Here is a 23744-nt window from a genome sequence, read left to right on the forward strand (position 1 = left end):
TGGTCTTAGTTGGATTTATGACGTTGGGGCAGGATGATTTGAACGGACGGGGGCGCAACGGCTCCGTCCGGCGAGGGCGGGCTGCCTAAGCGAACCATGCTTTCCGTGCGGTACAGCCGGGGCTGGGCGTCTTCCTCGGCCTGGTATTCGTTGATATGCATCACCTGAAAACGGCGTTTCGGCCCGCTGGCGGCCGCCGGAACCACCGTAGGGCTCTCCGGTCCACCGGCCACCTGAACGACTTCCGGCTGCGACGGGGCGCTGGTATCGACCCGCTCCGGTACGGACCCGGTCGGCGGCGGAAGGAGTCTGGCCGGTACGCCGCGAACAGGTCCGGCATGGCGGGAAAGCCGCCCCGGCTGCTTTTGCTCCGCAAATCCTGACTCTTCCGGCTTTTCAAGGCTTACAACGGGGGCTGGTTGCGACGGACGGACGGGTTTCGTTTTCACGAAAGTCGGGCCGGAAACAATCGGTTTCTGTCCGCGCAGATACCAGCCCGCTCCAATCACCAACAGCAGTCCGGTCAGGCTGGCGGCCCACAGCCAGGCAACCGGCCGCCGACGGTTTTTTTCCGGCTGCAACTCCTGGGTCAGCCGCGCCCAGGTCCGGTCCGGGTTGAAGGAGGGGACGGGGCGGTCGGCCTCTCTGGCGAGTGCCTCTCGGACCAGCCGGTCAATGGGTTCGTCGGCGTTCGGCTTCATATCCGTTTTTGAGTAAAAGGTCCTGTAACATTGCCCGCGCTTTGCTCAGCTGCGATTTTGAGGTATTCTCCGTGATGCGCAACTGCTCCGCGATTTCCCGGTGGTTGTAGCCTTCGACCACGTATAGGTTGAACACCGTCCGGTAACCCGGCGGGAGTTGGGCGATCAGTTCGGTAATCCGGTCCGCATCCAGACCCGCATCGGGCAAGGGCAGCGGGTCTGCTTCGGCCGCCAGGGCGTCCTCGGCATAGAACGTCGGCAGGCTCCGACGGGCCCGCAGGTGTTGCAGCGCCTCGTTGACGATAATGCGCCGCAGCCACGCTTCCAGCGCGTTTTCGTTTTGGTACCGAAAGCCGTCGATGGACCGGAAGATTTTCAGAAAACCGTTCATCAGCACTTCCTCCGCTTCCGGCTCATGCCGCACATACCGCAGGCAGACCCGGTACAGGCGATTGGCGTACCGGTCGAAAAGCCGCTTCTGTGCGAAAGCGTTGCCGCGCTGGCATTGCTCAATGAGGTTTTGGTCCATACGTGCGTTTCTATTGACAGAAATGCGGAATGTGCGGAAGGGGTTGCCTGAAGGGAATAAAAAAGTAAAAAATAGGCTTCAGCCATAAAAAAGGTCTGCAAGACTATGCGCTTACAGACCTTCGCGGTGGGACCACGACTTGATTCGCGGCACCACCCAAATTTTATAAAATCAGCTCTACTCGACCGTCACCGACTTGGCCAGGTTCCGCGGCTGGTCCACGTTGCGGCCGCGCATCACGGCAATGTCGTACGACAGCAGTTGCAGCGGAATGACCGAAATCAACGGCATCAGGATTTCGTGGACCTTCGGAATTTCGATCACAAAATCGACCATCTCCGGCAGCAGCGTGTCGCCTTCGGTGGCCACGGCGATGACGCGGCCTTTGCGGGCCTTCACCTCCTGAATGTTGGAAACTACCTTCTCGTACGAGCTGTCTTTGGCGGCGATCACGACCACCGGCATATCTTCGTCGATCAGCGCAATCGGGCCGTGCTTCATTTCGGCGGCCGGATACCCTTCCGCGTGGATGTAGCTGATTTCCTTCAGTTTCAGGGCACCCTCCAGCGCGACGGGGAAGTTCAAACCGCGGCCGAGGTAGATGAAGTTGCGGGCGTAGGTGAAGATGTAGGCGATTTCCTTGATCTTCCCGGCGCTTTGCAGCACCTTTTCCACCTTCGACGGAATGGCTTCCAGCTCGGCCAGCAATTGCCGGAACAGGCTGTCGGAAATGGTGCCTTTGCGGTGAGCGGCGGCCAGCGCCATCAGCGTCAGCACGGTCACCTGGGCTGTGAAGGCTTTGGTCGAGGCCACCCCGATTTCCGGACCGGCGTGGGTGTAAGCGCCCGCGTGCGTCGCCCGGGCAATGGACGAGCCGACTACGTTGCACACGCCGAAGATCGTCGCGCCTTTCGACTTCGCCAGTTCGATCGCTGCCAGTGTATCGGCCGTTTCGCCGGACTGGGAAATGGCAATCACAATGTCGCCTTCCGAAATGATCGGGTTGCGATACCGGAATTCGGAAGCGTATTCTACCTCCACCGGAATCCGCGCCAGTTCTTCGAAGATGTATTCCGCTACCAGCCCGGCATGCCAGGACGTTCCGCAGCCGATGATGATGATCCGCTTGGCCGCCGCCATTTTGTCGAGATAATCCCGCAGGCCGCCCAGTTGCAGGTGTCCTTCGTCGGCCCGCACGCGACCCCGCATGCTATCGGCGATGGACCGCGGCTGTTCGAAGATCTCCTTCAGCATGAAGTGGTCGAAGCCGCCTTTTTCGATGGCTTCCAGCTCCAGCTCCACCTTGTGGATGTAGGGCGTGGTTTTGGTATTGTCCAGCGTCACGATTTTCAGTTCGCCGTTGCGCACGGTGGCCACTTCGTAATCGTTCAGGTAGACCACATCTTTGGTGTATTCGATGATCGGCGTCGCGTCCGAAGCAAAGAAAAACTCGTCTTCGCCGATGCCAATGACCAGCGGGCTGCCTTTCCGGGCGGCAATGAGCTGCGTCGGGGCATCCTCGTCGATCACGACAATGGCGTACGCGCCGACCACTTCCTGCAGCGCAAGCCGGACGGCTTCTTCCAGCGAACAGCCCGTTTCTTTCTTGATGTCTTCGATAAACTGAATCAGCACTTCGGAGTCGGTGTCGGACCGGAACTCGTAGCCTTTCTTCATCAGGCTCTGCTTGATGGCGGCGTAGTTTTCGATGATGCCATTGTGAATAATGGCCAGCTTGCGGTCGTGCGAGTAGTGCGGGTGCGAATTCCGGTCGCTCGGTTCGCCGTGGGTCGCCCAGCGGGTGTGTCCGACGCCGATGGTAGCGTGCAGTTCCTTGTTTGCCAGCTCGCCTTCCAGGTCCGTAACCTTTCCTTTTTTCTTGTAAACTTTCAGGCCGTCGCCGTTGAGCAGCGCCAGACCGGCACTGTCGTAACCTCTATATTCCAGTCGTTTCAGACCTTTCAAAATCAGGGGACAGGCCTCGCGGTGTCCTACATACGCTACAATTCCGCACATATGCTTTGGGATTTTTGGGTAAGTTTTGGGGTAAAAGCCGGGATAAGTACCAGTTCATCTGCAACGCCAGCGTCCTGCTACGTGCTACCGTATACGCAATTGCCGTACCAATCCGGCGAACAGACAGGTGTTCTGGTAAAACCGTGCAAAACCCATTTTGTATTTAACGAATGAGCAAAAATAAAAAACCAGCCGTAACTGGCTGGTTTTCCGTAAATTTTAAATTTTATTAAAAATGCGATTATTGCGTTTGCCGGGTATAAAACACCACCAGACGAACGCTTTTGGGACCCAGGGTCGTGGCCGTTAACTGGTTGTTTATGACGGATTGAGCCTGATAAACGGGAATTCCGGACTGGGTCGTCGTCACGATGCTCGGACTGCTGAGCGGCACCACAACCAGCCCGTTGTTCGGACGGAAATCCATCAAAAGGGATTGCAGATAACCGCTCACGTCAAACGTAAACGCGTTCCGGTTCTCGGCCCCGATGACCGACGACTGCGGCGACGTCCAGCTCTGCGGGCCTCTCAGAAACGCGCCGACGCTGGTTTGCACGAAATGATACCGCCGGGTCGTGCTTTGCATGGTGTAAGCCAGTTGGTTGCTGGCATCGCGCTCGCCCAGCGTCAGATAAAACGGCTGGGAGGTTCCGGAAGCGGTGCCGGTCGGCGTAATGATCAGATCGGCCCGGTTGATGGCCACAGGGCCCTGCTTCTTAAGCTCCGCGACGGTCGGCAGTTCGATCCGCGTCGTGACGCCGGTGACGCCCTGCACGTAGGTCTGTCCGCCGCCCGCCGTCAGCGACAGGGGCTGCGTGGACGTCAGCGCCGCCAGCGGGGTGCCCGTCCGGTTGGACGTTACCTGTGAAAAGGCACTGGCCCGGTACGTGACCGGATCGATGATTAAGCTGATGCTTTGCGCCGTGGTGGCGTCCGGCTTCCGGTAGTACAGGATAATGCCCGTTCCGCCACTGGCTCCCAGCGATACCACCGACGTGTTGCCGCTGCCCGGGATAAATGCAAGCCCTTTGAAGGCTTTCCGGAAGTTGAACCGGGTGGACCCTTCGCCTTTCAGCAGGCCCAGCAGTTCCTCGCCAAGCGACTTGGACAGGTTGGAAACGATGGACGTTCCGGTCGTGGTCGGCCCGCTCAGAATCTGGAGCGTAGCCAGCGGCTGCGCTTCAAACTGCGGGGCCGGGCTCGCCGTGGTGTACCGCCGGGTAGAATCCAGTTCCTGCGAAAGCCGGTGTACCGTCACGGTCTGGGGCTTGGTGGTATCTCCGTAGGCAAGCCGGTAATCGACGATCAGCTTTACCGAATCGCAGATGACATCGCTGTCCAGCTTCACGCTGTTGATGTTGGGCAGCGTGCCCAGATCGACCGTCGCAAACGCCCGGGCCGTCAGGCTGCCGAACGTCGGGTCCGTATACCGGCCGATCAGCAGGCGGCCGGTCCGGTCGGTCTGCACCGAATCCAGCAGCACGGTGGAGGTGCGGACCGTAAAGGTGTCCGTATAGTAAACCCCGACCGGCGTTGTCGGGGTCAATCCAATTTCCTTCGGCTCTTCGCAGGCCGTGAGCCACAGAGAGGCAGCCGCCAGCCAGGTGATCGCGAAGACCTTAGCCAACCAGCTCGGTGTAGAGGGTGTAATACCGTTCGGCGACATTTTCGTCTTCTTCCGTAAGTTCAATTTTTTTCTCAGGCAGGTCATTCAAAATACTGGTTAAGCTGTCGCTGAAGTCTTCATCGGCCTTCACGACCACGTCGGCGTAGGCGCAGCCGATTTTCACGAATCCTTCAAAATCGCCTGTTTTCAGGTGCGACAGCATTTCTTCGTCGATGTCCATCGCTTTGGCCTTCTCGACGATGTCATCGGTAAAACGGTGGGTGAACGAATTATTGTACACCGAAAAGACCGATTTTGTATCCTTGAACATCGGGTCGTTCTTGTAGGTCGTTTTCAGGTACAGCGGAATCAGGGCCGTCATCCAGTCGTTGCAGTGTACGATGTCGGGCGACCAGCCAAGTTTCTTCACGGTTTCGAGGACGCCTTTGCAGAAAAAGATCGCCCGTTCGTCGTTATCTTCGTAAAAGCGGTTCTCTTTATCGAAGAAGACGTGCTTCCGCTGGAAGTAATCTTCGTTATCGATGAAATACACCTGCAGCTTGGCATTCGGAATCGACGCTACCTTGATAATCAGGGGCTTTTCCTCATCGCCCACTGTGATATTAATACCAGACAACCTGACCACCTCGTGCAGCCGGTTTTTCCGCTCGTTAATAAGGCCGAAACGGGGCACAAGAATACGAATTTCCATGCCGCGTTCCTGCATTTCCTGCGGAAGCTTCCGAACAAAATCGGCTACATCAGAGGTTTGAAGGAAGGGGTTAATTTCGCTGGCAACGTAGAGAATCCGAAGTTTGCTCATAAAACGATCGGGGGCTATAGTAGTGGACGGTAGTTCATTCTTGAACTCCTAAAAAACTTGCAAAATTATACAAAAAAATCTCAGATTTCAATAGAATTTGCGTCATAAATCTACTCTTTTTGTATCATTGCAGGTTTATTTCAAGGATTGAATGATTGATTGTCTGAATAACTGAACCGCTCCGCCGAAACTTCCAATCAGTCATTCAGCCAATCAATCATTCAATCATTCCCCCGATGCACATCTTTTCAACCGCCACCGAGCTTCGCCGCTACCTGAATACCGTTCGGCGGGCCGGACGACCTGTTCACTTTGTGCCCACGATGGGGGCGCTGCACGAAGGCCATCTGTCGCTGATCGAGGCGGCCCGCACCGACCTCTGGCATCTCGGCGGCGACTTCGGTCAGGAGCCCGCCCTGACGGTGTGCAGCATTTTTGTCAACCCGACGCAGTTCAACAATCCCGACGATCTGGCCCGGTATCCGCGTACGCTCGAAGCCGATCTGGCGCTACTGGAAGCGGCGGGCTGCGACGCGGTTTTTGCGCCCTCCGTGGCCGAAATGTACCCCGTCCCGGCGGTGCTGAAGATTCATTTCGGGGATCTGGAAACGGTGATGGAAGGAGCTTTCCGGCCCGGCCACTTCAACGGCGTGGGCATCGTGGTGGCCAAGCTTTTCCACCTGGTGCAGCCCGACCGGGCTTATTTCGGCCAGAAAGACCTGCAGCAGGTAGCCGTCGTCAAGCGGCTGGTGCGCGACCTGAGCTTTCCGGTCGAGATTGTCCGCTGCCCCACCCTGCGCGAAGCGGACGGCCTCGCCATGTCGTCGCGCAACCGGCTTCTTTCGCCCGACGAGCGCCGGCAGGCCACCGAACTTTACCGGGTTCTCACGCGGGCGCAGTCGCTCCTCACCGACGAAACGCCCATGGACGCCACCCGGGCAGCGGTAGCGCAGCACTTTGCCGACCTGCCGCAATTCCGCCTCGAATACTTCGAAATCGCCAACGCGGACACGCTCCAGCCGGTCGGCGACCTCCAGGCGCCCGGCACCACCGCCCTGCTCATCGCCGCGCAGCTCGGGAAAGTGCGGCTTATCGACAATCTGGTGTTTTAAAAAGTCGTCAGTCAGGCAGTGGTCAGTCGCTTCGCAGGTTTCGAATGGAGGCAGCGCAACCGACGACTGATAACTGCTCGCTGAACTTCTCCCGCTCCCCCAACGTTCTTTCGCTGACTGGATAACTGGGGCGGAATCATTACCTTTGCGCCCCTATCGTAACCAGATAGCCTATAGAAATCGCCCATGTTCATTACTGTAATGAAATCGAAGATCCACCGGGTCCGGGTGACGCAGGCCGAACTGAACTATGTCGGCAGCATCACCATCGACGAGGACCTGATGGACGCCGCCGGACTAATTGAAAATGAGCAGGTTCATATCGTCAACAACAACAATGGCGAACGCCTGATTACCTACGTCATCAAAGGAGAACGCGGTTCGGGCATCATCTGCCTCAACGGCGCCGCAGCCCGGCGGGCTCAGGTTGGCGACATCATCATCATCATTGCGTACGGCATGATGTCGCAGGAAGAAGCCGGCACGTTTAAGCCTACGGTCGTCTTTCCGGACGCCGAAAACCGGCTTGTCAAATAGGATTAATAAAAATTTCATTTCGGTAAGAGTCAGTTTCCGCTATTTTTGGTACGGAAACTGACTCTCTTCGTTTCTGAAACCGTCGTTTCGGAGTCACCAACTGCATGAAGAACATCATCAAGTACACCATTTCACTAGGAATTGCCGCCGGACTTCTCTGGTACGTATTCAAGGACATCAATCTGGCGGCGATGTTCGACGCCTTCCGCAAAGCCGATTATCGCTGGATCATTGCTTCGGGTCTGCTGACCATTCTGGCGCACTGGAGCCGGGCCTACCGCTGGAGCCTGCTCATGGAGCCGGTCGTCGGTCGGCGGGTGTCGGCCTTTGATACGACCCTGGCGGTGCTGACGGGTTATTTTGCCAACCTCATCATTCCCCGCATGGGCGAAGTGACGCGCTGCGGCACGCTAAACCGGCTGGAAGGGGTTCCGGTGAACGTGAGTTTCGGCACGGTGGTAGCCGAACGCGTCTTCGACGTTCTGGTCCTGCTGACGCTCATTACCGGTACGTTCCTGCTCGAATTCGACCGGCTGAGCACTTTTTTCCTCGATTTCTTTTCGTCAAAACTGAACGTTCCGGGCCTGAAGGATAACTCCTGGCCGCTCATCATCCTGGCGGGTTCGCTGCTCGGCGGGCTGGTGCTGGTCTGGTTTTTCTACAACAAGTACAAGGAAGTGCTGCGCGAAAAGCCGTTTTTCCAGAAAATCAGAAAGTTTACGGACGGGTTGCTCGAAGGGCTGCTCAGCGTCCGGAAGCTGAAAAATCCCGGGGCCTTCGCCCTCCATACGGTGCTGATCTGGGTGACGTACTACTTCATGTCGTATGTCCTGTTCTTTTCGATGCCTCAGACGTCGGGGCTGGATATGCTGGCTGGTCTGACCATTCTGATCATGGGCGGGATTGGCATGGCGGCCCCCGTTCAGGGCGGCATCGGGCCGTTTCACCTGCTGGTGGGCAACACGCTGGTGCTGTACGGACTGACGCAGCAGGACGGAATCGTGCTGGCCACGTTTATGCACGCCGTGCAGACGCTGGTGACGCTGCTGCTGGGCGGCCTGAGCTTCCTGATTGTGCTGTTCCGCCAGAATCGCAGCCCGCTTGCGCAGACGGCCGCCACGGAGCCCGTCAACCTGGGCCGGTAAGTTTTGTGCCACGCCATTCGTGCCCCGATTCCGGGTCAGGGCACGGATAAAAGACCGTACGTAGTATCTTCGCCGCATGACCGAATCCAAAATTCTTACCCGCCCCGAAGCGGTGCAGCAGGCCGAAGCCTGGCGGGCCGCCGGACAGCGCATTGTTTTTACCAACGGCTGTTTTGACATCGTTCACCTCGGCCACATCGATTATCTGGAAAAAGCCCGTTCGCTGGGCGACCGGCTCGTTCTTGGCCTGAATACCGACGCTTCCGTTAGCTGCATCAAAGGTCCGCTGCGGCCGGTCGTCAACGAATACGCCCGCGCCCGCCTCATGGCCGCGCTGGAATTTGTAGATGCCGTAGTGCTCTTCGGCGAACCGACCCCGCTCGAACTCATTGAGGCCGTTCGTCCCCACATTCTCGTCAAGGGCGATGATTATAGCGTAGAAAACATCGTCGGGGCGGATTTCGTTATTCAGAACGGGGGAAGCGTGCAGACGGTAGCGCTGGTGCCGGGGTATTCGACAACCAAACTGATTGAGAAAATCCGGCAGGCTTATCAGTAACCGCATGGGACAAATGGCGGCCTGCCGCGTTAAACGGTCATAGTTTTAGACAAAAACCGAACCCTTCCCTTGACAAAAATTGTTTCATTAGGGAAGTTCGCAACTGAATCTTCCTTACTAAACTTTGACTGAACGATGCCCGGATATTGGATTATCTTCATCCTTTTTGCCTTAATCAGCGCCGCAGTAAGCTGGCGGCTGCGTAGTAAATTCAACCAGTACTCACAGGTTGGCCTGCAAAACGGCCTTAGCGGGGCAGAAATCGCCCAGCGGATGCTGCAGGAAAACGGTATTCATGACGTCCGCGTCCTGTCCGTGGAAGGGATGCTCACCGACCACTACAATCCGCAGGACAAGACCGTCAACCTGAGCGCGGACGTGTATTACGGTCGCTCGGTAGCGGCGGCGGCGGTGGCGGCCCACGAATGCGGTCACGCCGTGCAGCACGCTACGGCCTACGGCCCGCTGAAGTTCCGCTCGGCGATGGTGCCGTTCCTGACCATTTCGTCGCAGTACATGCAGTGGATTATCCTGATCGGGATTTTCCTGATCAACACGACGATTCTGCCGCTGGCGCTTGGGGTGGCCCTGTTTGCCATCACGACGCTGTTCAGCTTTATCACCCTGCCGGTGGAGTTCGACGCGAGCCGCCGGGCCCTGGCCTGGATTGATACTCGGGGTGTGGTGAACCGGCAGGAACACGAATACGCAAAAGATGCCCTGTGGTGGGCGGCCATGACGTACGTCGTAGCGGCTCTGGGCTCTCTGGCTACGCTGCTGTACTACGTCAGCATTCTGATGGGCAGCCGCCGCAACAACTAATCTCACTCTTTTTCATAGCAAAGGCCCGGCTTTCGAACCGGGCCTTTCTTTTTTTGTACGGGTCAATGACTACCGGAGCGCGACCGATTCCTGCATCTGTTCTACGCGGGGGTTGGGCGCATGCTGCTGGTCGATCAGTCCGCCGACGAAGGCGATCACGGCGGCAATCAGTAGGGCGGGCCAGAACCCGTGAATGGTGAAGCTGGACATCATCTTATCGATCAGTTTCAGGATCAACGCCGTGACGACCAGTCTTACCAGGCCGGTCAGCAGGAAAAACGTCACCAAGTTGAGTGGGAAGCTGATAATCCAGCCGATAAAGAAGTTAAGGACTCCAAGCAGGAAGGCAATCAGGATGGCTGTTCCAAAGTTTTTAACATCAATCTGGGGCATCAGGTAAGCCAGGCCGAAGATGATGGCCGCATCGAGCAGCAAATGAAGGATGAAATTCATAGACAGATAGGATTGTTTGCGTGCAATGTTAAACAGATTGCCTGTACGGTTGTTCATACATCAGAAAAAAAACCGCCTTCTATGAAGCTGATTCTGTTACCGTTAGCGCTCTTTGGTTTACTAACTGACTTATCCTGTGGCCAGTCGACGGGACGGGAAAGCACCGCTTCCCAAACGGCCGATTCGCTGTATCAATACCGGGATGCCTCCCGCGACGGCATCGGCAAACAGTACCAGGGTCGCGAGATTGCGCAGGTGATGGGCCATCTGGGGGCCGACTGGCTCGACCGCCCCGAACGTGAGCAGGAAGAGCGCACCGACCTGCTGCTCGACGCCCTTGCCCTGAAACCGACCGACGTTGTGGCCGATATTGGCGCCGGCACCGGTTACTTTACGTTTCGCATGGCCCCGGCCGTACCGCAGGGCCGCGTGCTGGCCGTCGATATTCAGCCGGAAATGATCGAGTACCTGAACGAAAACCGGAAAAAGCAGAAGGCGTCCAATGTGCAGCCCGTGCTGGGCACCATCACGGACCCGAAACTTCCTCCGAACAGCATCGATATGGCGCTGATGGTGGATGCGTACCACGAGTTTTCGCATCCCTACGAAATGATGCGTCAAATTGTGAAAGCCCTGCGCCCCGGCGGCCGGGTGGTGCTGGTGGAATACCGCGCCGAAGACCCCAGCGTGCCCATCAAACCCCTGCACAAAATGAGCGTTCGGCAGGCTACCCGGGAGATGAAAGCGGTGGGCCTCATGTTTGAAAAAGTAGCCAGAACGCTGCCTCAGCAACACATTATCTTTTTCAAAAAATAACCCCTATCACTCTGAATATCAAGACAATACAACCTAACCAATCGAAACAAAACGGGCACTTTCCTCGCTTGCCGGGTGTTTTATTGATGTACCAGCAAGCGGAAAAGATATGTATTGTGTCAAGTGCGGTAACGAGATCCCCGAAGGTCGTTTGAAGGCCCTTCCGAATACCAAGACCTGCGTCCGTTGTTCGGGCGCGCAGCGGGTGGCCGGCTTCCCGATGATTACCGGCAAGACGGAGTACTCGGCCCTGCAATTGATGTCGCAGGACGACGCCCGTCGACTTCAGCACATGCAGCAGCGGCGCGGCACCGGAGCGTCGCAGTTCATGACGCGGGAGAAGCGCAACTGATGTCCGAACCGGGATTGACGGTGATTTTAAGGATTAACTATGATTTATCTGGAAGCGAAGCCAATCCTGTTAATCCTTAAAAATCACCGTCAATCCCGGTTCAGGACAGTTTACTTTTTCGGTAGCCGTAGAGGAAGTAGATCACCAGCCCGATCACGAGCCAGATGCCAAAAATCCGCCAGTTGCTCAGGCCGAGTTCGGTCATCAGATACAGGTTCGTCAGGATGCCCAGCACGGGGAGCAGCGAGAAATTACGCAGGAAGCTTAGGACCGAGAGCGTTGCCCAGACGAGCCAGAACACAATCTGGAGCGGCTTTTCTTCCATCGCCGAAAACAGATTTCCCGACGCATACGCCCAGACCAGCGTACCGACGAAGCCTAGCCCTACCAGGAACTTCCCGTTCACGTACGGCACTTTGAACTTGGATTGCGCCGAAATGCCCTTCGCATCCAGATACAGAATGCCGCCGCAGACCAGAATAAAGGCGAAGAACGTCCCGACGCTGGTCAGGTCGATGAAAAACTGCATGTCGAGGAAAAGCGACGGAATCGCCACCAGCGCCCCGGTCACGAAGGTCGCGAAGGAAGGCGTCCGGTAACGCGGGTGAATGCGGGAGAAGGCGGGCCACAGCAGTCCGTCGCGGCTCATGGTCATCCAGATGCGTGGCTGGCCGAGCTGGTACACCAGCAGCGCGCTCGTGATGGCGACCACCGCACTCACGGAGATAACGCCCGCCACAAAATCCATGCCCACCTTCTGAAACACATACGCCAGCGGGTCGTCTACGCCCAGTTCCTTGTAGTTGACCATTCCCGTTAGTACGAGCGTAATCAGCACGTACAGGATGGTACAGATGATGAGGCAGTAGATCATGGCTTTGGGCAGGTCCCGCTGCGGATTCTTACACTCTTCGGCCGTCGTCGAAATCGAATCAAACCCGATGAAAGCGAAGAAAACAGATGCCACCCCGCTCAGGACGCCCGAAATTCCGTTTGGAGCGAACGGCGACCAGTTGGCCGGTTTGACAAAAAAGGCACCCGCCGCAATGACCAGCAGGATGACGCCCAGTTTCAGCACGACCAGAATGTTGCTGGCCGTCCGGGACTCCTTGATGCCGATGTAGACCAATGCTGTAATGAGCACCGTGATCAGACCAGCCGGCAGGTCCATGATCAGCCGCAAATCACCAAATGTCGGCGCGGCGGCGTAAGCCTGGGCCAGCAGCTGCTCTCCCCCCGTCAAGACGGCCCCGGCGGTTTGTGATTTCTCGAACGCGGCGGCCGCCGATCCGTAGTCGGTCGATAAATAGCCCGGAAACTGGATGCCGAAGCCCGTCAGCATGGACGTAAAATACTCGGACCACGAAATTGCCACCACCATGTTGCTGACGGCATATTCCAGAATGAGCGCCCAGCCGATGATCCAGGCAAAAATCTCCCCGAACGAAACGTAAGCGTACGTGTAGGCGCTTCCGCTCACCGGCACCGTCGAGGCAAACTGGGCATAACTGAGCGCCGTAAAAACGCAGGCGATGGCCGTAAAGACAAAAAGCAGCGAAACGGCGGGCCCGCCGTTGACGCTGGCCCGACCGATGGTACTAAAGATTCCGGCCCCGATGATGGCCGCAATGCCGAGGGAAGTCAGGTCGCGGACACCCAGCACTTTGACAAGGTGGGAGGAGTTGCTGTCGTCGGCATCGCCTACGGCCTGGTTAACGCTTTTTCTTCTGAAAATGGAGTCAGACATAAAACTGGGAGTAAGTCCGTACGGGTGAATGGTCCGCCTCCCACAGAGTCCGGCGGAGCCACTGACGGCGTACGACTATTTTGTTTCTTCGATTAATACGGTTAGTTCTTTGATCCGCGAGCGGGTTATTTCCTCTTTGCAGGTGGCTACCATCATGGGCATCATGGAGCCGCCGGCGTAGCGGGTTTCGTAAAGTTTACAATGGGCATCCCGGAACAGAATCCATTGCCGCTGCGCCTGAACCAGGACGGCTTTCTCGCCGGCGGTCATCAGTCCGGTGAGCTTTTTGTAGACCGCATTCAGGTCCTTGTCAGCCTTCTGGTAGCTAAGGGCTGCGCAGTAGTTCATGTCCGATTGCGTCTGGGGATTTGAGCAGTCGGGCCGGGAGGCAGACGGGCTGGCACTTTGAGCGGCCGCCGCCAGACTTCCCAGCAGAGCCACGCTCAAAAGCAGGTAGTTTTTGGTCATTTAGTACGATGAATACGGATACTTGTTGATTTGTGATGCTAAAAATAGAAATACTTTTCAAATTTGAAGCGTTTCTATGCTACCATGTCCATTCACGTACAGAACTTAATCAAGCAGTACAGCACGGGCCAGCGGGCCGTAGATGATATTTCCTTTTCGGTTCAACCGGGCGAAATTGTCGGGTTTCTCGGTCCCAACGGCGCGGGAAAATCCACGACGATGAAGATCGCCACGGGCTACCTTCCTCCCACCGGCGGCACCGTCGAAGTAGCGGGCTTCAACGTCCGGACCCAGTCGATGGACGTGCGGCGCAGCACCGGCTATCTTCCCGAACACAACCCGCTGTATCTGGACATGTACGTGAAGGAGTACCTGCGCTTTGCGGGTTCGCTGAATGGCCTGAAGGGGCCCGAATTAGCCAACGGAATCAGCGGGATTATCGAGCGGGTGGGCCTGGGACCTGAACAGCACAAACGCATCGGCCAGTTATCCAAAGGCTACCGCCAGCGGGTGGGTCTGGCCCAGGCGCTGCTGCACAATCCGCCCGTACTGATTCTGGACGAACCCACGACGGGTCTGGACCCCAACCAGCTGACCGAAATCCGCAACGTCATCCGGGAGGCGGGCCGGGAAAAAACGGTCCTTTTTTCGACCCACATCATGCAGGAAGTGGAAGCCCTGTGCGACCGGGTTGTCATTATCAACCGGGGACGGCTGGTCGCCGACGGACGGCTGGACGAACTGCGCGGAGCCTCGGCCGATACGGTCACGATCGTAGCCGAATTTGAAGAAGAGTTGACAGGAGAAAACGTACTGACCGAACTGGCGGGTGTCCGGCAGGTCGAACCGCTGGGGCGCGGGCATTACCGGATCGTGGCCGACCGGAACGCCGACGTGCGCGCGGCCATCTTCCGGCTCGCGGCCGACAAAAACCTGACGCTGGTCGGTCTGAAACAGCAGGAAAACAGCCTCGAAGGCCTCTTTCGCGAACTCACCAAAGGAAATTAAGAATTAAAAGTTAAGAGTTAAAAATAGGCTCCGCTGATTCAGGTTTTAACCCTCAGCGGAGCTTATTTTTAACTCTTAACTTTTAACTTTTAATTACTTCCGGGCTTGCGCCATCAGTGGATACTGGTCGAAGATCGACCGGACGATTCCTTTGAAGTAGTTGTTCTTATAGTTCGGGTGTTTAGTCACGCGTGAGGCATACCCTTTCCAGATGACCTGATACGTTTCGGCGTCGATGAGCGAGATCATCAGCGTGCCTTCATCCAGGTTGTAATCAATGCGTTTGTAGGTGGCATCGTTATCTTCGCTCACGACCCAATCCTTGATGACCGGCTGCTGGTAGCCCCGGAACCGCAGGTCGTTGCGGAAGATGTTGTACGAAATCAACAGGTGCGGGCTGCGGTTGGCTACCTGATAGCCCCGGGCTTCCATCTGGTGACGGATAGCGTCCTGAATGTCCGAACACAGCAGCGTCGAATCCACGTACTCACACTCCAGGAAATTAAACGATTCGTAATTCTTGAAATGACCTTCGTAGCTGTAATCATGTTCTACGAATAACTTCCCGGGCATACACCCTGCCAAACCCGCGAGGGCCGCGACAATCAAAACACCGACAAAATGCTTCATACGTAAACGACACTTTTTAGCTGGACTGATTAGTTGATTTCGTTAGGACAAACTGTTTTTGTTACCGATAGGTTTACAAAAAAATACGACTCCAAACTAAAACCGGCCTTCTCCGTACGAACAGGCTAAGCCCGGTAATACTCAAGCGCTTTGCGCATTTCAGCCGGTGTGACGGTCAGGTCGAAGGCGCAGCTGCCCGGTCCGTTGGGCAGCGCCATGCGGACCTGGCCGCCGCGGTTCTTCTTGTCCTGCCGCGTCAGGGCCAGAATAGGCTCGATATCGGCGTCCGACAGGGCCACCCGGCCGTATATGGAAAACAGGTATTCTTCGATCTGACCCAGCAGCCGCTCATCGATCATTTTCCGGTTGAAGGCCAGCCAGGCCTCCGCCAGCATGCCTGCCGCAATGGCCTCGCCGTGCAGCAGGCGTTTTTTGGGTATGTTGAGGAAGTGCGTTTCAATGGCATGGCCCAGCGTGTGACCGAAGTTGAGAATCTTACGAATTCCCTTCTCGGTTGGATCTTGCTCGACCACTTTTTTCTTGATTTCGACGGAATGCGCCACCAGGGCCTCCCAGTCTTGTTCATGCAGGTCACGGCGGCGAATGTCGTCCCATCTGCCCGCGTCAGCGATGAGGCAATGCTTGATGATTTCAGCAAAGCCCGACCGAAGTTCGCGTTCCGGAAGCGTCTGAAGAAAAGCCGTGTCGATCAGGACGGCTTCCGGCAGTTTGAACACCCCAATATGGTTTTTAAATCCGTGAAAGTCAATACCTAGCTTTCCGCCCACGCTGGCATCAACCTGTGCCAGTAAGGTGGTGGGAATCTGCACAAAATCGATTCCGCGCTTGTAGGTGGCCGCACAAAACCCGCCCAAATCGCCGATTACCCCGCCTCCGAGGTTAATCAGCAGGCCGTACCGGTCAAAATTGGCTCGCGTCAGCGCCTGCCAGACGGTTTCACAGGTAGCCAGATGCTTGTGTTCTTCGCCGGCGGGGATGGCAATAAGAATATGTTTCGGTAATAATTTTTTTACCAACGGGTAACAATGTTTGCGGGTATTTGCGTCGACCAGCACCGCCACGGACGAATACGAACGATCGTTCAGAAAGCGGGGCAATGAGTCGGAAACCGCAGAAATAAGTACAGACATTTAATGTTTTATAAAAAAATTTAAAAACTTCACAGAAAAGGTCCTATAAGCCTTGCTCCACAGGACAGATAAATCAACAGGAGAATCGGGGCAGGGGCCAAATTTTATTGCACAAAATAAACCAATTATATGCAATGCATAGCCGTGCCATCCCGGTTTGTATTACTATTTCTACTGTGACCCTGTTGATTATGTCTTCAAAATAAGCCAGATTTGAGATTGTATTTTAGATTTTTCTTTAACCAAAGCTAACTTAATAATGAGCAACTCTCTACAGAAATGGCTCTTTATGGTCATTTTGAGCGGGTTGACCGTACTCGGTGCATGGGCGCAGGATAACGCCATCACGGGGAAAGTCACCTCCGCCGAGGATGGCAGTCCAATTCCGGGAGCCAGTGTCATCGTGCGGGGAACCACCCGCGGGACTACCACCGACGCCCAGGGCAATTACCGCATCGCGGCCAGCACCGGCCAGACCCTCCGCTTCAGCTTCATCGGCACCAAGAACCGCGACGTCGTTGTGGGCAACGCAACCGTCATCAACATCACCCTCGAACAGGAAGCGGGTAATTTGAACGAAGTCGTGGTGACGGCGCTGGGCGTGAAACGGGAAAAACGCCAGTTGGGCTACGCGGTCACCGAACTGGGCGGCCAGGACCTCGCCCAGACGCAGCGCGACAATTTCCTGAACGGTCTGCAGGGCCGTGTCGCCGGGGTCAACATCGCCACCACCAGCGGCATGCCGGGTGCCTCTTCGCAGGTCATCATCCGGGGCGTCAACTCCATCAGCGGTAACAACCAGCCGCTGTTTGTCATCGACGGCATGCCGATCGACAACCGGACGGCCCAGAGTGCCAACTTCGTGGCCGAGCGCAACTCGTCCAGCTCCTTTGCCAACCGGACCGTGGACTTCGCCAACCGCGCCTCGGACCTCAACCCGGCCGATATCGAAACCGTCACGATCCTGAAAGGACCCGAAGCGGCGGCGCTCTACGGCGTCGAGGCGGCCAACGGCGCCATTCTGATCACGACCCGGAAAGGCCGCTCGGGCCAGGGCCGCATTACGTACAGCAACAACTTTACGTTTGAAAAAGTAGGCCGTCTGCCCGAACTCCAGCAGGTCTACAGCCAGGGCAACAACGGGATCGCTCAGAACGCCACGTTCAACTATTTTGGGCCCAAATACGCCGAAGGGACCACGTTCTACGACAACATGAACAACTTCCTGCAAACGGGGATGGGCCAGCGTCATAACCTCTCGTTTGAAGGAGGTACCGACCGGTATACCTACCGCCTGTCGGGCAGCTACTCGACCCGCGAGGGCGTGATTCCGACCACTAAATACGACCGTCTGAACCTGACGCTGAGCGGAACGGCCAAACTGAGCGACAAACTGACCTCGGAAGCCACCATGCAGTACATCAACACCAGCAACCAGAAGGTCTCCAAAGGCCAGAACAGCTTCATGCTGGGCATGCTGCAGTGGCCCATGACCGACGACATGAGCGTGTACATCGACCCGGCAACGGGCCTGCGCAAGAAGGTCACGACGGGCAGCGAGATTGAAAACCCGTATTTTGATGTCAATAAAAACCGGCTGCGCGACCTCGGCAACCGCGTGATTGCCAACGTGGGCCTCAATTATGTGCCGACCAGCTGGCTGACGCTTTCCGGACGCGTGGGGGTCGACGTGTCGTCAACGCAGTACCTGATCAAATTCCACCCGGAATCCAACCGTTCGGGCGGCGTGATCGGCGGCTCCATCGACCAGGCGACCGACAACTCCCGCAACCTGACGATGCAGTATTTTGCCACGCTGAAGCACAAAGTGGGTAAGTTTACGGGCACCATGCGCCTCGGCAGCGCCCTCTACGACAACCAGTACAAAGTTCTGTCGACGCGCGGTGAGAAGTTCCTGGTGCCGGAATTTGAATCCATCAACAACACCGACCCGCTGACGCAGAAATCGCTGTCCCGCATGGAGCAGCGCCGCCTGGTCGGGGCGTTTGGCGACGTAACGGTCGATTACAACAACACGCTGTTCCTGACCGTAACGGGCCGTAATGACTGGTCTTCGACCTTCCCCAAAGCGTACCGTTCGTTCTTCTATCCTTCCGCCTCGCTGAGCTTTGTCTTCACGGAACTGGTGAAGGAAGGCGCGCTGCGGGATGTGTTGAGCTACGGCAAACTCCGGGCGTCGCTGGCGCAGGTGGGTAAGGAAGCTCCCCCGTACTCGACCTCACAGGCCTACGAAAGCCAGACGACCACGGGCGGCGGATTCAGTTACGGCTTCACCGGACCGAACCCGAACCTGAAACCCGAAAAGGTGAATTCGTTTGAAGTAGGTACCGAACTGAAGTTCTTCAACAACCGCCTCGGCATCGACGCCGCTTACTACAAAACGACCAGCCGCGACCAGATCATCCGCGACCTGCGGGCCAGCTACGGCACGGGCTTCGTCCTGAACGTGGTCAACGGCGGTGAAATGTGGAACAACGGGGTCGAACTTTCGCTGAACGCGGAACCCATCCGGGCGGCCAACTTCTCCTGGAACACCATCGTCAACTTTACGAAGACCAACAGCCGCCTCGTGAGCCTGATGCCGGGTCTGCCCGAATTCTACATGTCGGACACCTGGGTATACAGCAACATCCGGAACGGTGCCCGTCCGGGTGGCCCGCTGACGACGCTGACGGGTAACTCCTACCAGCGGAACACGCAGGGCGACATCCTCATCAGTCCCCTGACGGGTCTGCCGATCACCGAAACGGTCTGGAACATTGTGGGCGACCGGAACCCGGATTTCGTCATTGGCTGGAGCAACCAGTTCAATTACAAAAATCTGGCGGTGAGCTTCCTGTTTGACGTTCGGCAGGGCGGCGACGTATACAATGCCACGGAACTGTTCCTCTACAACCGCGGCCTCAGCAAGCGGACGCTCGACCGCGAAACGCCGCGCATTTTCAGAGGCGTGCTGAAAGATGGTCTGGAAAACACGGCCACGCCGACCCCCAACACCATCCAGGTGATTCCGTACTACAACAACAGCTATTACACCGCGCCGGCCGACGAAAACTTCATCGAGCGGGATGTGAACTGGGTGCGCCTGAAAGACGTAACCGTTCGCTACAACCTGCCGACGAGCGCCTTTGGCAACAGCAAGATTTTCAAATCGGCGAGTGTGTTCTTTACGGGAACGGACCTGTTCATGCTGACCAACTACACCGGCGGCGACCCGGGCGTTAACGCTACGACCGCTACAGTGGGTGGCTCAGGCGGCTACGGCATCGACTTCGGTAACCTGCCGCTGCCCCGCGCCTACAACGTCGGCATCAGCATCGGACTGTGATTTAGGATTTTGAAAGACAAACTTGACTCATGAAAAAATTCATAGGTGGTATTCTGCTCGCCGGACTCGCCCTGACCTTCAGTGGCTGCGACAAGTACCTCGATATCAATAAAAACCCCAACAACCCGGACGAGGTGGAAGCGGCCCTGCTGCTCCCGCCGATCCACAACAGCTTCGTGCTGGGTGTGCAGTTCGACGCCCGCTACATTGGCCGGTATGTTCAGAACTGGCAGGCGGCCGGCGGTGGGGATACCTGGGATTTGCACGGTTACGTAGCCAACTCGGATGCCGGTGGCGAAATCTGGCGGAACGTTTATTTTAAAGGGGGCCGAAACCTCGAAAACCTGCTCGCGGACGCGGAGAAGGGCCAGAAATGGGATTACCTCGGCGTGGGTCAGGTCACCAAAGCGTGGGGCTGGCAGATGCTGACCGACGTGCACGGGGAGATTATCCTGTCGGAGGCTTATCCGAATGACCCCAACAAACGGACGTTTGACTACGATACCCAGGACAAAGTGTATACGGAAGTCCAGCGTCTGCTGACCGAAGGCATCAAAAACCTGAACCGGGCCGACGGGAAGGTTTCGCAGGTGCAGCTTCAGCGCGGGGACCTGATCTACAAAGGCGACCGGCTGAAATGGAAACGTTTCGCCTATGGCCTGCTTGCCGTCAACGCCCATCGTCTGGCCAACAAGAAAAGCCTCTACAAGCCTGACCAGGTTATTGCTTATGTAGACAGCGCTTTCACCGGCAACGCCGATGACGCCCTGTTTACGTTCAACGGCCTCAGCACGGCAGATGGCAGCTTCTTCGGACCGCTACGGCAGAACCTCCAGGCATTTGGCCAGTCAGCGTTTATCCTTCGTCTACTGGATGGCACCGTGCTGAACGGGGCCAAAGACCCGCGTCTGTCAATCATGCTGGCCCCGAGCGGCGATAACGTTTATCGCGGACTGATACCGGGCGTCGGCCAGTCTACAGCGGCCAGCGTACCGGTTCCCACGCGTGTGCAGAGCCCCTGGGGCACGCAGTTGAGCGTCAACCCGCCGGTCGGCACCACGGGCAAGTATATCTTCACGGACAAAGGGCCTTTCCCCATCATGACGTATGCCCAGCTTCAGTTTATCAAGGCGGAAGCGGCGTTTATCAAAGGTGATAAAGCTACGGCACTGGCCGCCTATCGCCGGGGTATCGAAGCGCACATGACGGCTTCGTACGTCAACGCACCAGCAGCCGAGCGGACTGCGTATCTGGCCAATCCGGCCGTCATTCCGGCCACCGCCGCCGATTTGACGCTGAATCAGATCATGCTCCAGAAATACATTGCCCAGTGGGGCTGGGGCTTCCTCGAAACCTGGTCGGACCTGCGCCGCTACAACTACAGCGCCGACGTCTTCACCTCGTTCCAGTTACCGAACGCCTTTACTACCAGCAACAACGGCAAACCTGCCCAGCGTCTGCGTCCGCGTTACAACTCGGAATACGTCTGGAACGTGGATGCCCTGACAAAGATTGGTGGCCTGGATCTGGACTTCCACACCAAACCGCTGTGGTTCACGCAACAATAAACTAAGTCATTCGTCGTCGGTCGGCCAGCCGTTTGCCAAAACCTGCGGCTGGCCGACCGACGGCCCAAAGCTTTCCGATATGTTAAAGAAACTTTCTTATTTTCTCCTTTCGGCGGCGGCTCTTCTGACGGTTGCCTGCGAGAAAAATACCATTCCGGCCCAGGATGAGCCTGTCGTGGACGGCGCCCGGATCAAGCTGGTTCACTCCGCTCCGGAAACGGCCGGGGTCAATCTTTTCCTGAACGACAAGAAGATTTCGGCCAATACGCCCACGTCTACCACCATCGTCCAGCCGATCACCTACGGTCTGACCTTCCCCAACTCAGGAGCCAACTACGCGGTGGTTCCGGCGGGTCAGTACACGGCCAAACTGTCGACGCCGGCCAGCGGAACAGCAACCAGCGAGACGGTTGTTTCGACGCAGCAGATTCAATTACAGAATGAGAAGTACTACTCGCTGTTGCTGGGCGGCACGGCGGCCCAGCCCGTTACGGTCCTGCTGAACGACGAACTGCCGGGTCCGGACAATTCGAAGTTCTACGTTCGGTTTGTCAACCTGATTCCCGGTGGTCAGCCGTACGATTTGATTCTGCGCGGCGGCAGTGCACTGCTTACGGGCATCACGGCCGGGACTGCCAGCCAGTTTGTGGCTGTTGACGTGAACAGCAACGTAGCGTTTGACCTGCGGGCCGCCGGCACGACCACCAACATCGGAACGGGTTTTGCCTTCACCAGCAACGCCGCCGGTCGGGTCGTGACGCTCATCGCCCAGGGTCTTCCCGGTCGGACCGGAGCCGTTGCTCCGCGTCTGGGAGGCTACGTAAACCGGTAGTTTCGTTCGGCTTCCAGCCGGGGGCCGCGTCACCATTAGGGCAGCATGCGTTTACTTAGAAAAGCGGTCAGTACGACCGCTTTTTTTATTTATGAAAAGTTACCGAATCCGTTTAAACCTATACGTACGTATGAGCATCTTACCGGCATAAACAACAAAAATACCCGCCTGTTATGAGCCGCACATATGCTTTCCTGCTGGGCCTGACGCTGAGTCTGATGAGTGCCGTAGTTGCCCGCGCCGATGTGGAGTTTTTCCTGAAAATTGATGATGGCGGGCGCTACACCGTCGTGATTGACGAACAGTCGATCACGCTTAACACCGGTCGTTTCCGTTTTTTTGAACTGCCCGCGGGCCGCAACCGGGTGGCGATTCTCCGGAACAATTACCCGGTCTTTCAGGACTGGATCGATTTGCGCCCCGACAGCCGGACGGTCGCTGAGTTTCACCCCCGCCGCGGCCTGCGCCTGCTAACCCAGTTTCCGCTCTTCGACAACGGCATGTACTGCGGCCCGAACTGGGACCAGCCTTACGCCAGTAACCGCCCGGATTACGGCCGTCCGGGCAACGGCCGCCCCGACAACTGGAACAACCGACCGGGGTCCGGCCTACCGGGGTCCGGCCGACCGGGGAACGGGAATGGCAACTGGGGCAACAACCGCCCTTACGAAATGAATCCGCGTGATTTTGACCGCATCCGACAGGGCATCAGCCGTGAATCGTTCGACGAGCGCAAGTTCGAATTTCTGCGGAATGTACTGCCCGGCCAGCCGGTTTCAACCGCCCAGATGTGCGAGCTTCTGCGGATGTTCTCCTTCGATAAATACCGCCTCGAAGCGGCCAAGGTCGGCTGGGAGTGCGTCTCCGACCGGAATAACTACTACGCCACCTTCGATACTTTTTCTTTCGAAAGTTCGCGGCGGGACCTGAAACAGCACATCGGCTGGCGCCTGAACTGAGTGCCGAAAATAAATTTCAAACAAAGACGTACCTAACTCCGGTCAGGTACGTCTTACTGTTTACAGGGCATTTTACTATCTTTAGATTATGAAGAACGAAGACCGCATTCTGGAACTTCTGGCCGAAACCCTTCAGCGCATCGACATTCAGCAGAAACGACTGGAAGAAATGAGCCAGGAACAAAAACAGCACAATCTGAGACTGGAACAGCAGGGCCGGTCGCTGGAACAGCAGGGCCGGTCGCTGAAACAGCAGGGCCAGTCGCTGGAACAACAGGCTCACCTGCTTTCCATGCAGCAGGAAAACAGCAACATGCTGGTTTCCGAACTTCAGCTACACAGGGAAAAGTTAGAAAAGTACGGGGACGGACTTGGGACGCACAATGAAGCTATTGCCGAACTGATGAGCCGCTCGGAAGCGATGCACCTCACTTCCCTGGAACAGCAGGAAGCGTACCGGGCGATGACCCAACTGCTGATGAAACACCATCAGGCTCTACTGGACAAAAACATTCTATAAAAATTATCCGTCCGCTCCAATGAGCTGGACGGATAAAATAA

23 protein-coding genes are annotated in these 23744 nt (G+C 56.7%); 13 read left to right on the forward strand and 10 right to left on the reverse strand.

The window, feature by feature from the left end; genetic code table 11:
- Nucleotides 1–5 precede the first annotated feature (5 nt).
- From ORG26_RS08415 to ORG26_RS08435, 5 genes are all read right to left on the reverse strand, one after another.
- On the reverse strand, nucleotides 6–701 hold the full coding sequence (locus ORG26_RS08415) for a hypothetical protein (protein ID WP_266368406.1): 696 nt from the start codon (nucleotides 699–701) through the stop codon (nucleotides 6–8).
- Nucleotides 673–1230, reverse strand: a complete 558-nt coding sequence (locus tag ORG26_RS08420) for an RNA polymerase sigma factor (RefSeq protein ID WP_266368407.1) — start codon at nucleotides 1228–1230, stop codon at nucleotides 673–675. The genes ORG26_RS08415 and ORG26_RS08420 overlap by 29 nt, the downstream gene beginning before the upstream one ends.
- A gap of 177 nt (nucleotides 1231–1407) precedes the next feature.
- Entirely contained in the window at nucleotides 1408–3246 is a 1839-nt protein-coding gene (gene glmS, locus ORG26_RS08425) for a glutamine--fructose-6-phosphate transaminase (isomerizing) (RefSeq protein ID WP_266368409.1), read from the reverse strand.
- A 241-nt stretch (nucleotides 3247–3487) separates the two neighbouring features.
- On the reverse strand, nucleotides 3488–4873 hold the full coding sequence (locus ORG26_RS08430) for a DUF4270 family protein (RefSeq protein WP_266368411.1): 1386 nt from the start codon (nucleotides 4871–4873) through the stop codon (nucleotides 3488–3490).
- Nucleotides 4866–5675, reverse strand: a complete 810-nt coding sequence (locus ORG26_RS08435; RefSeq protein ID WP_266368412.1) for a glycogen/starch synthase — start codon at nucleotides 5673–5675, stop codon at nucleotides 4866–4868. The genes ORG26_RS08430 and ORG26_RS08435 overlap by 8 nt, the downstream gene beginning before the upstream one ends.
- A gap of 236 nt (nucleotides 5676–5911) precedes the next feature.
- Between ORG26_RS08435 and panC the strand changes: the two genes are divergently transcribed.
- The 5 genes from panC to ORG26_RS08460 all read left to right on the forward strand — a co-directional run bounded on the left by panC (nucleotide 5912) and on the right by ORG26_RS08460 (nucleotide 9850).
- Nucleotides 5912–6787: a pantoate--beta-alanine ligase gene (panC, locus tag ORG26_RS08440; protein WP_266368414.1), complete on the forward strand. Its 876-nt coding sequence runs from the start codon at nucleotides 5912–5914 to the stop codon at nucleotides 6785–6787.
- Between the two features lie 186 nt (nucleotides 6788–6973).
- Complete coding sequence (panD, locus tag ORG26_RS08445; protein WP_266368416.1) at nucleotides 6974–7324, forward strand: aspartate 1-decarboxylase; 351 nt, start codon at nucleotides 6974–6976, stop codon at nucleotides 7322–7324.
- A 104-nt stretch (nucleotides 7325–7428) separates the two neighbouring features.
- Nucleotides 7429–8469, forward strand: a complete 1041-nt coding sequence (locus tag ORG26_RS08450) for a lysylphosphatidylglycerol synthase transmembrane domain-containing protein (protein WP_266368418.1) — start codon at nucleotides 7429–7431, stop codon at nucleotides 8467–8469.
- A gap of 76 nt (nucleotides 8470–8545) precedes the next feature.
- On the forward strand, nucleotides 8546–9028 hold the full coding sequence (gene rfaE2 / locus ORG26_RS08455; protein ID WP_266368420.1) for a D-glycero-beta-D-manno-heptose 1-phosphate adenylyltransferase: 483 nt from the start codon (nucleotides 8546–8548) through the stop codon (nucleotides 9026–9028).
- Nucleotides 9029–9163: 135 nt separating this feature from the next.
- Complete coding sequence (locus ORG26_RS08460; protein WP_266368421.1) at nucleotides 9164–9850, forward strand: zinc metallopeptidase; 687 nt, start codon at nucleotides 9164–9166, stop codon at nucleotides 9848–9850.
- A gap of 69 nt (nucleotides 9851–9919) precedes the next feature.
- Here ORG26_RS08460 and ORG26_RS08465 read toward each other — a convergent pair whose 3' ends face one another.
- Nucleotides 9920–10303, reverse strand: coding sequence for a phage holin family protein (locus ORG26_RS08465; protein WP_266368422.1), 384 nt, complete (start codon nucleotides 10301–10303; stop codon nucleotides 9920–9922).
- 81 nt (nucleotides 10304–10384) lie between these two features.
- On the opposite strand from ORG26_RS08465, the gene ORG26_RS08470 reads away from it, so the two are divergent.
- Both ORG26_RS08470 and ORG26_RS08475 read left to right on the forward strand, forming a co-directional pair.
- Nucleotides 10385–11119: a class I SAM-dependent methyltransferase gene (locus tag ORG26_RS08470; RefSeq protein ID WP_266368423.1), complete on the forward strand. Its 735-nt coding sequence runs from the start codon at nucleotides 10385–10387 to the stop codon at nucleotides 11117–11119.
- 109 nt (nucleotides 11120–11228) lie between these two features.
- Nucleotides 11229–11471 carry a TraR/DksA C4-type zinc finger protein gene (locus tag ORG26_RS08475; protein ID WP_266368424.1) on the forward strand — a complete coding sequence of 81 codons (243 nt, stop codon included), beginning with the start codon at nucleotides 11229–11231 and terminating at the stop codon, nucleotides 11469–11471.
- 100 nt (nucleotides 11472–11571) lie between these two features.
- On the opposite strand, the gene ORG26_RS08480 is transcribed toward ORG26_RS08475, so the two are convergent.
- Both ORG26_RS08480 and ORG26_RS08485 read right to left on the reverse strand, forming a co-directional pair.
- Entirely contained in the window at nucleotides 11572–13218 is a 1647-nt protein-coding gene (locus ORG26_RS08480) for an amino acid permease (RefSeq protein ID WP_266368425.1), read from the reverse strand.
- Nucleotides 13219–13293: 75 nt separating this feature from the next.
- Nucleotides 13294–13686: a lysozyme inhibitor LprI family protein gene (locus tag ORG26_RS08485; protein ID WP_266368426.1), complete on the reverse strand. Its 393-nt coding sequence runs from the start codon at nucleotides 13684–13686 to the stop codon at nucleotides 13294–13296.
- Nucleotides 13687–13770: 84 nt separating this feature from the next.
- On the opposite strand from ORG26_RS08485, the gene gldA reads away from it, so the two are divergent.
- A complete protein-coding gene (gldA, locus tag ORG26_RS08490; RefSeq protein ID WP_266368428.1) occupies nucleotides 13771–14694 on the forward strand; it encodes a gliding motility-associated ABC transporter ATP-binding subunit GldA in 924 nt (307 codons plus the stop codon).
- Between the two features lie 93 nt (nucleotides 14695–14787).
- Here gldA and ORG26_RS08495 read toward each other — a convergent pair whose 3' ends face one another.
- Both ORG26_RS08495 and aroB read right to left on the reverse strand, forming a co-directional pair.
- Nucleotides 14788–15324: a DUF4136 domain-containing protein gene (locus tag ORG26_RS08495; protein WP_323134389.1), complete on the reverse strand. Its 537-nt coding sequence runs from the start codon at nucleotides 15322–15324 to the stop codon at nucleotides 14788–14790.
- 125 nt (nucleotides 15325–15449) lie between these two features.
- Complete coding sequence (gene aroB / locus ORG26_RS08500; RefSeq protein WP_266368429.1) at nucleotides 15450–16475, reverse strand: 3-dehydroquinate synthase; 1026 nt, start codon at nucleotides 16473–16475, stop codon at nucleotides 15450–15452.
- 259 nt (nucleotides 16476–16734) lie between these two features.
- On the opposite strand from aroB, the gene ORG26_RS08505 reads away from it, so the two are divergent.
- The 5 genes from ORG26_RS08505 (at nucleotide 16735) to ORG26_RS08525 (ending at nucleotide 23703) form a co-directional block, all read left to right on the forward strand.
- Nucleotides 16735–19824 (forward strand): SusC/RagA family TonB-linked outer membrane protein, encoded by a 3090-nt coding sequence (locus tag ORG26_RS08505; protein WP_266368430.1) that lies wholly within the window; start codon nucleotides 16735–16737, stop codon nucleotides 19822–19824.
- Between the two features lie 29 nt (nucleotides 19825–19853).
- A complete protein-coding gene (locus ORG26_RS08510) occupies nucleotides 19854–21392 on the forward strand; it encodes a SusD/RagB family nutrient-binding outer membrane lipoprotein (RefSeq protein WP_266368431.1) in 1539 nt (512 codons plus the stop codon).
- Nucleotides 21393–21471: 79 nt separating this feature from the next.
- Nucleotides 21472–22224 carry a DUF4397 domain-containing protein gene (locus ORG26_RS08515; protein WP_266368433.1) on the forward strand — a complete coding sequence of 251 codons (753 nt, stop codon included), beginning with the start codon at nucleotides 21472–21474 and terminating at the stop codon, nucleotides 22222–22224.
- Between the two features lie 173 nt (nucleotides 22225–22397).
- Nucleotides 22398–23183, forward strand: a complete 786-nt coding sequence (locus ORG26_RS08520) for a DUF4476 domain-containing protein (protein WP_266368434.1) — start codon at nucleotides 22398–22400, stop codon at nucleotides 23181–23183.
- 88 nt (nucleotides 23184–23271) lie between these two features.
- On the forward strand, nucleotides 23272–23703 hold the full coding sequence (locus tag ORG26_RS08525) for a hypothetical protein (protein WP_266368435.1): 432 nt from the start codon (nucleotides 23272–23274) through the stop codon (nucleotides 23701–23703).
- The last annotated feature ends 41 nt before the right edge of the window (nucleotides 23704–23744 follow it).

The sequence above is a fragment of the Tellurirhabdus rosea genome, assembly GCF_026278345.1.
Classification (GTDB): Bacteria; Bacteroidota; Bacteroidia; order Cytophagales; family Spirosomataceae; genus Tellurirhabdus; species Tellurirhabdus rosea.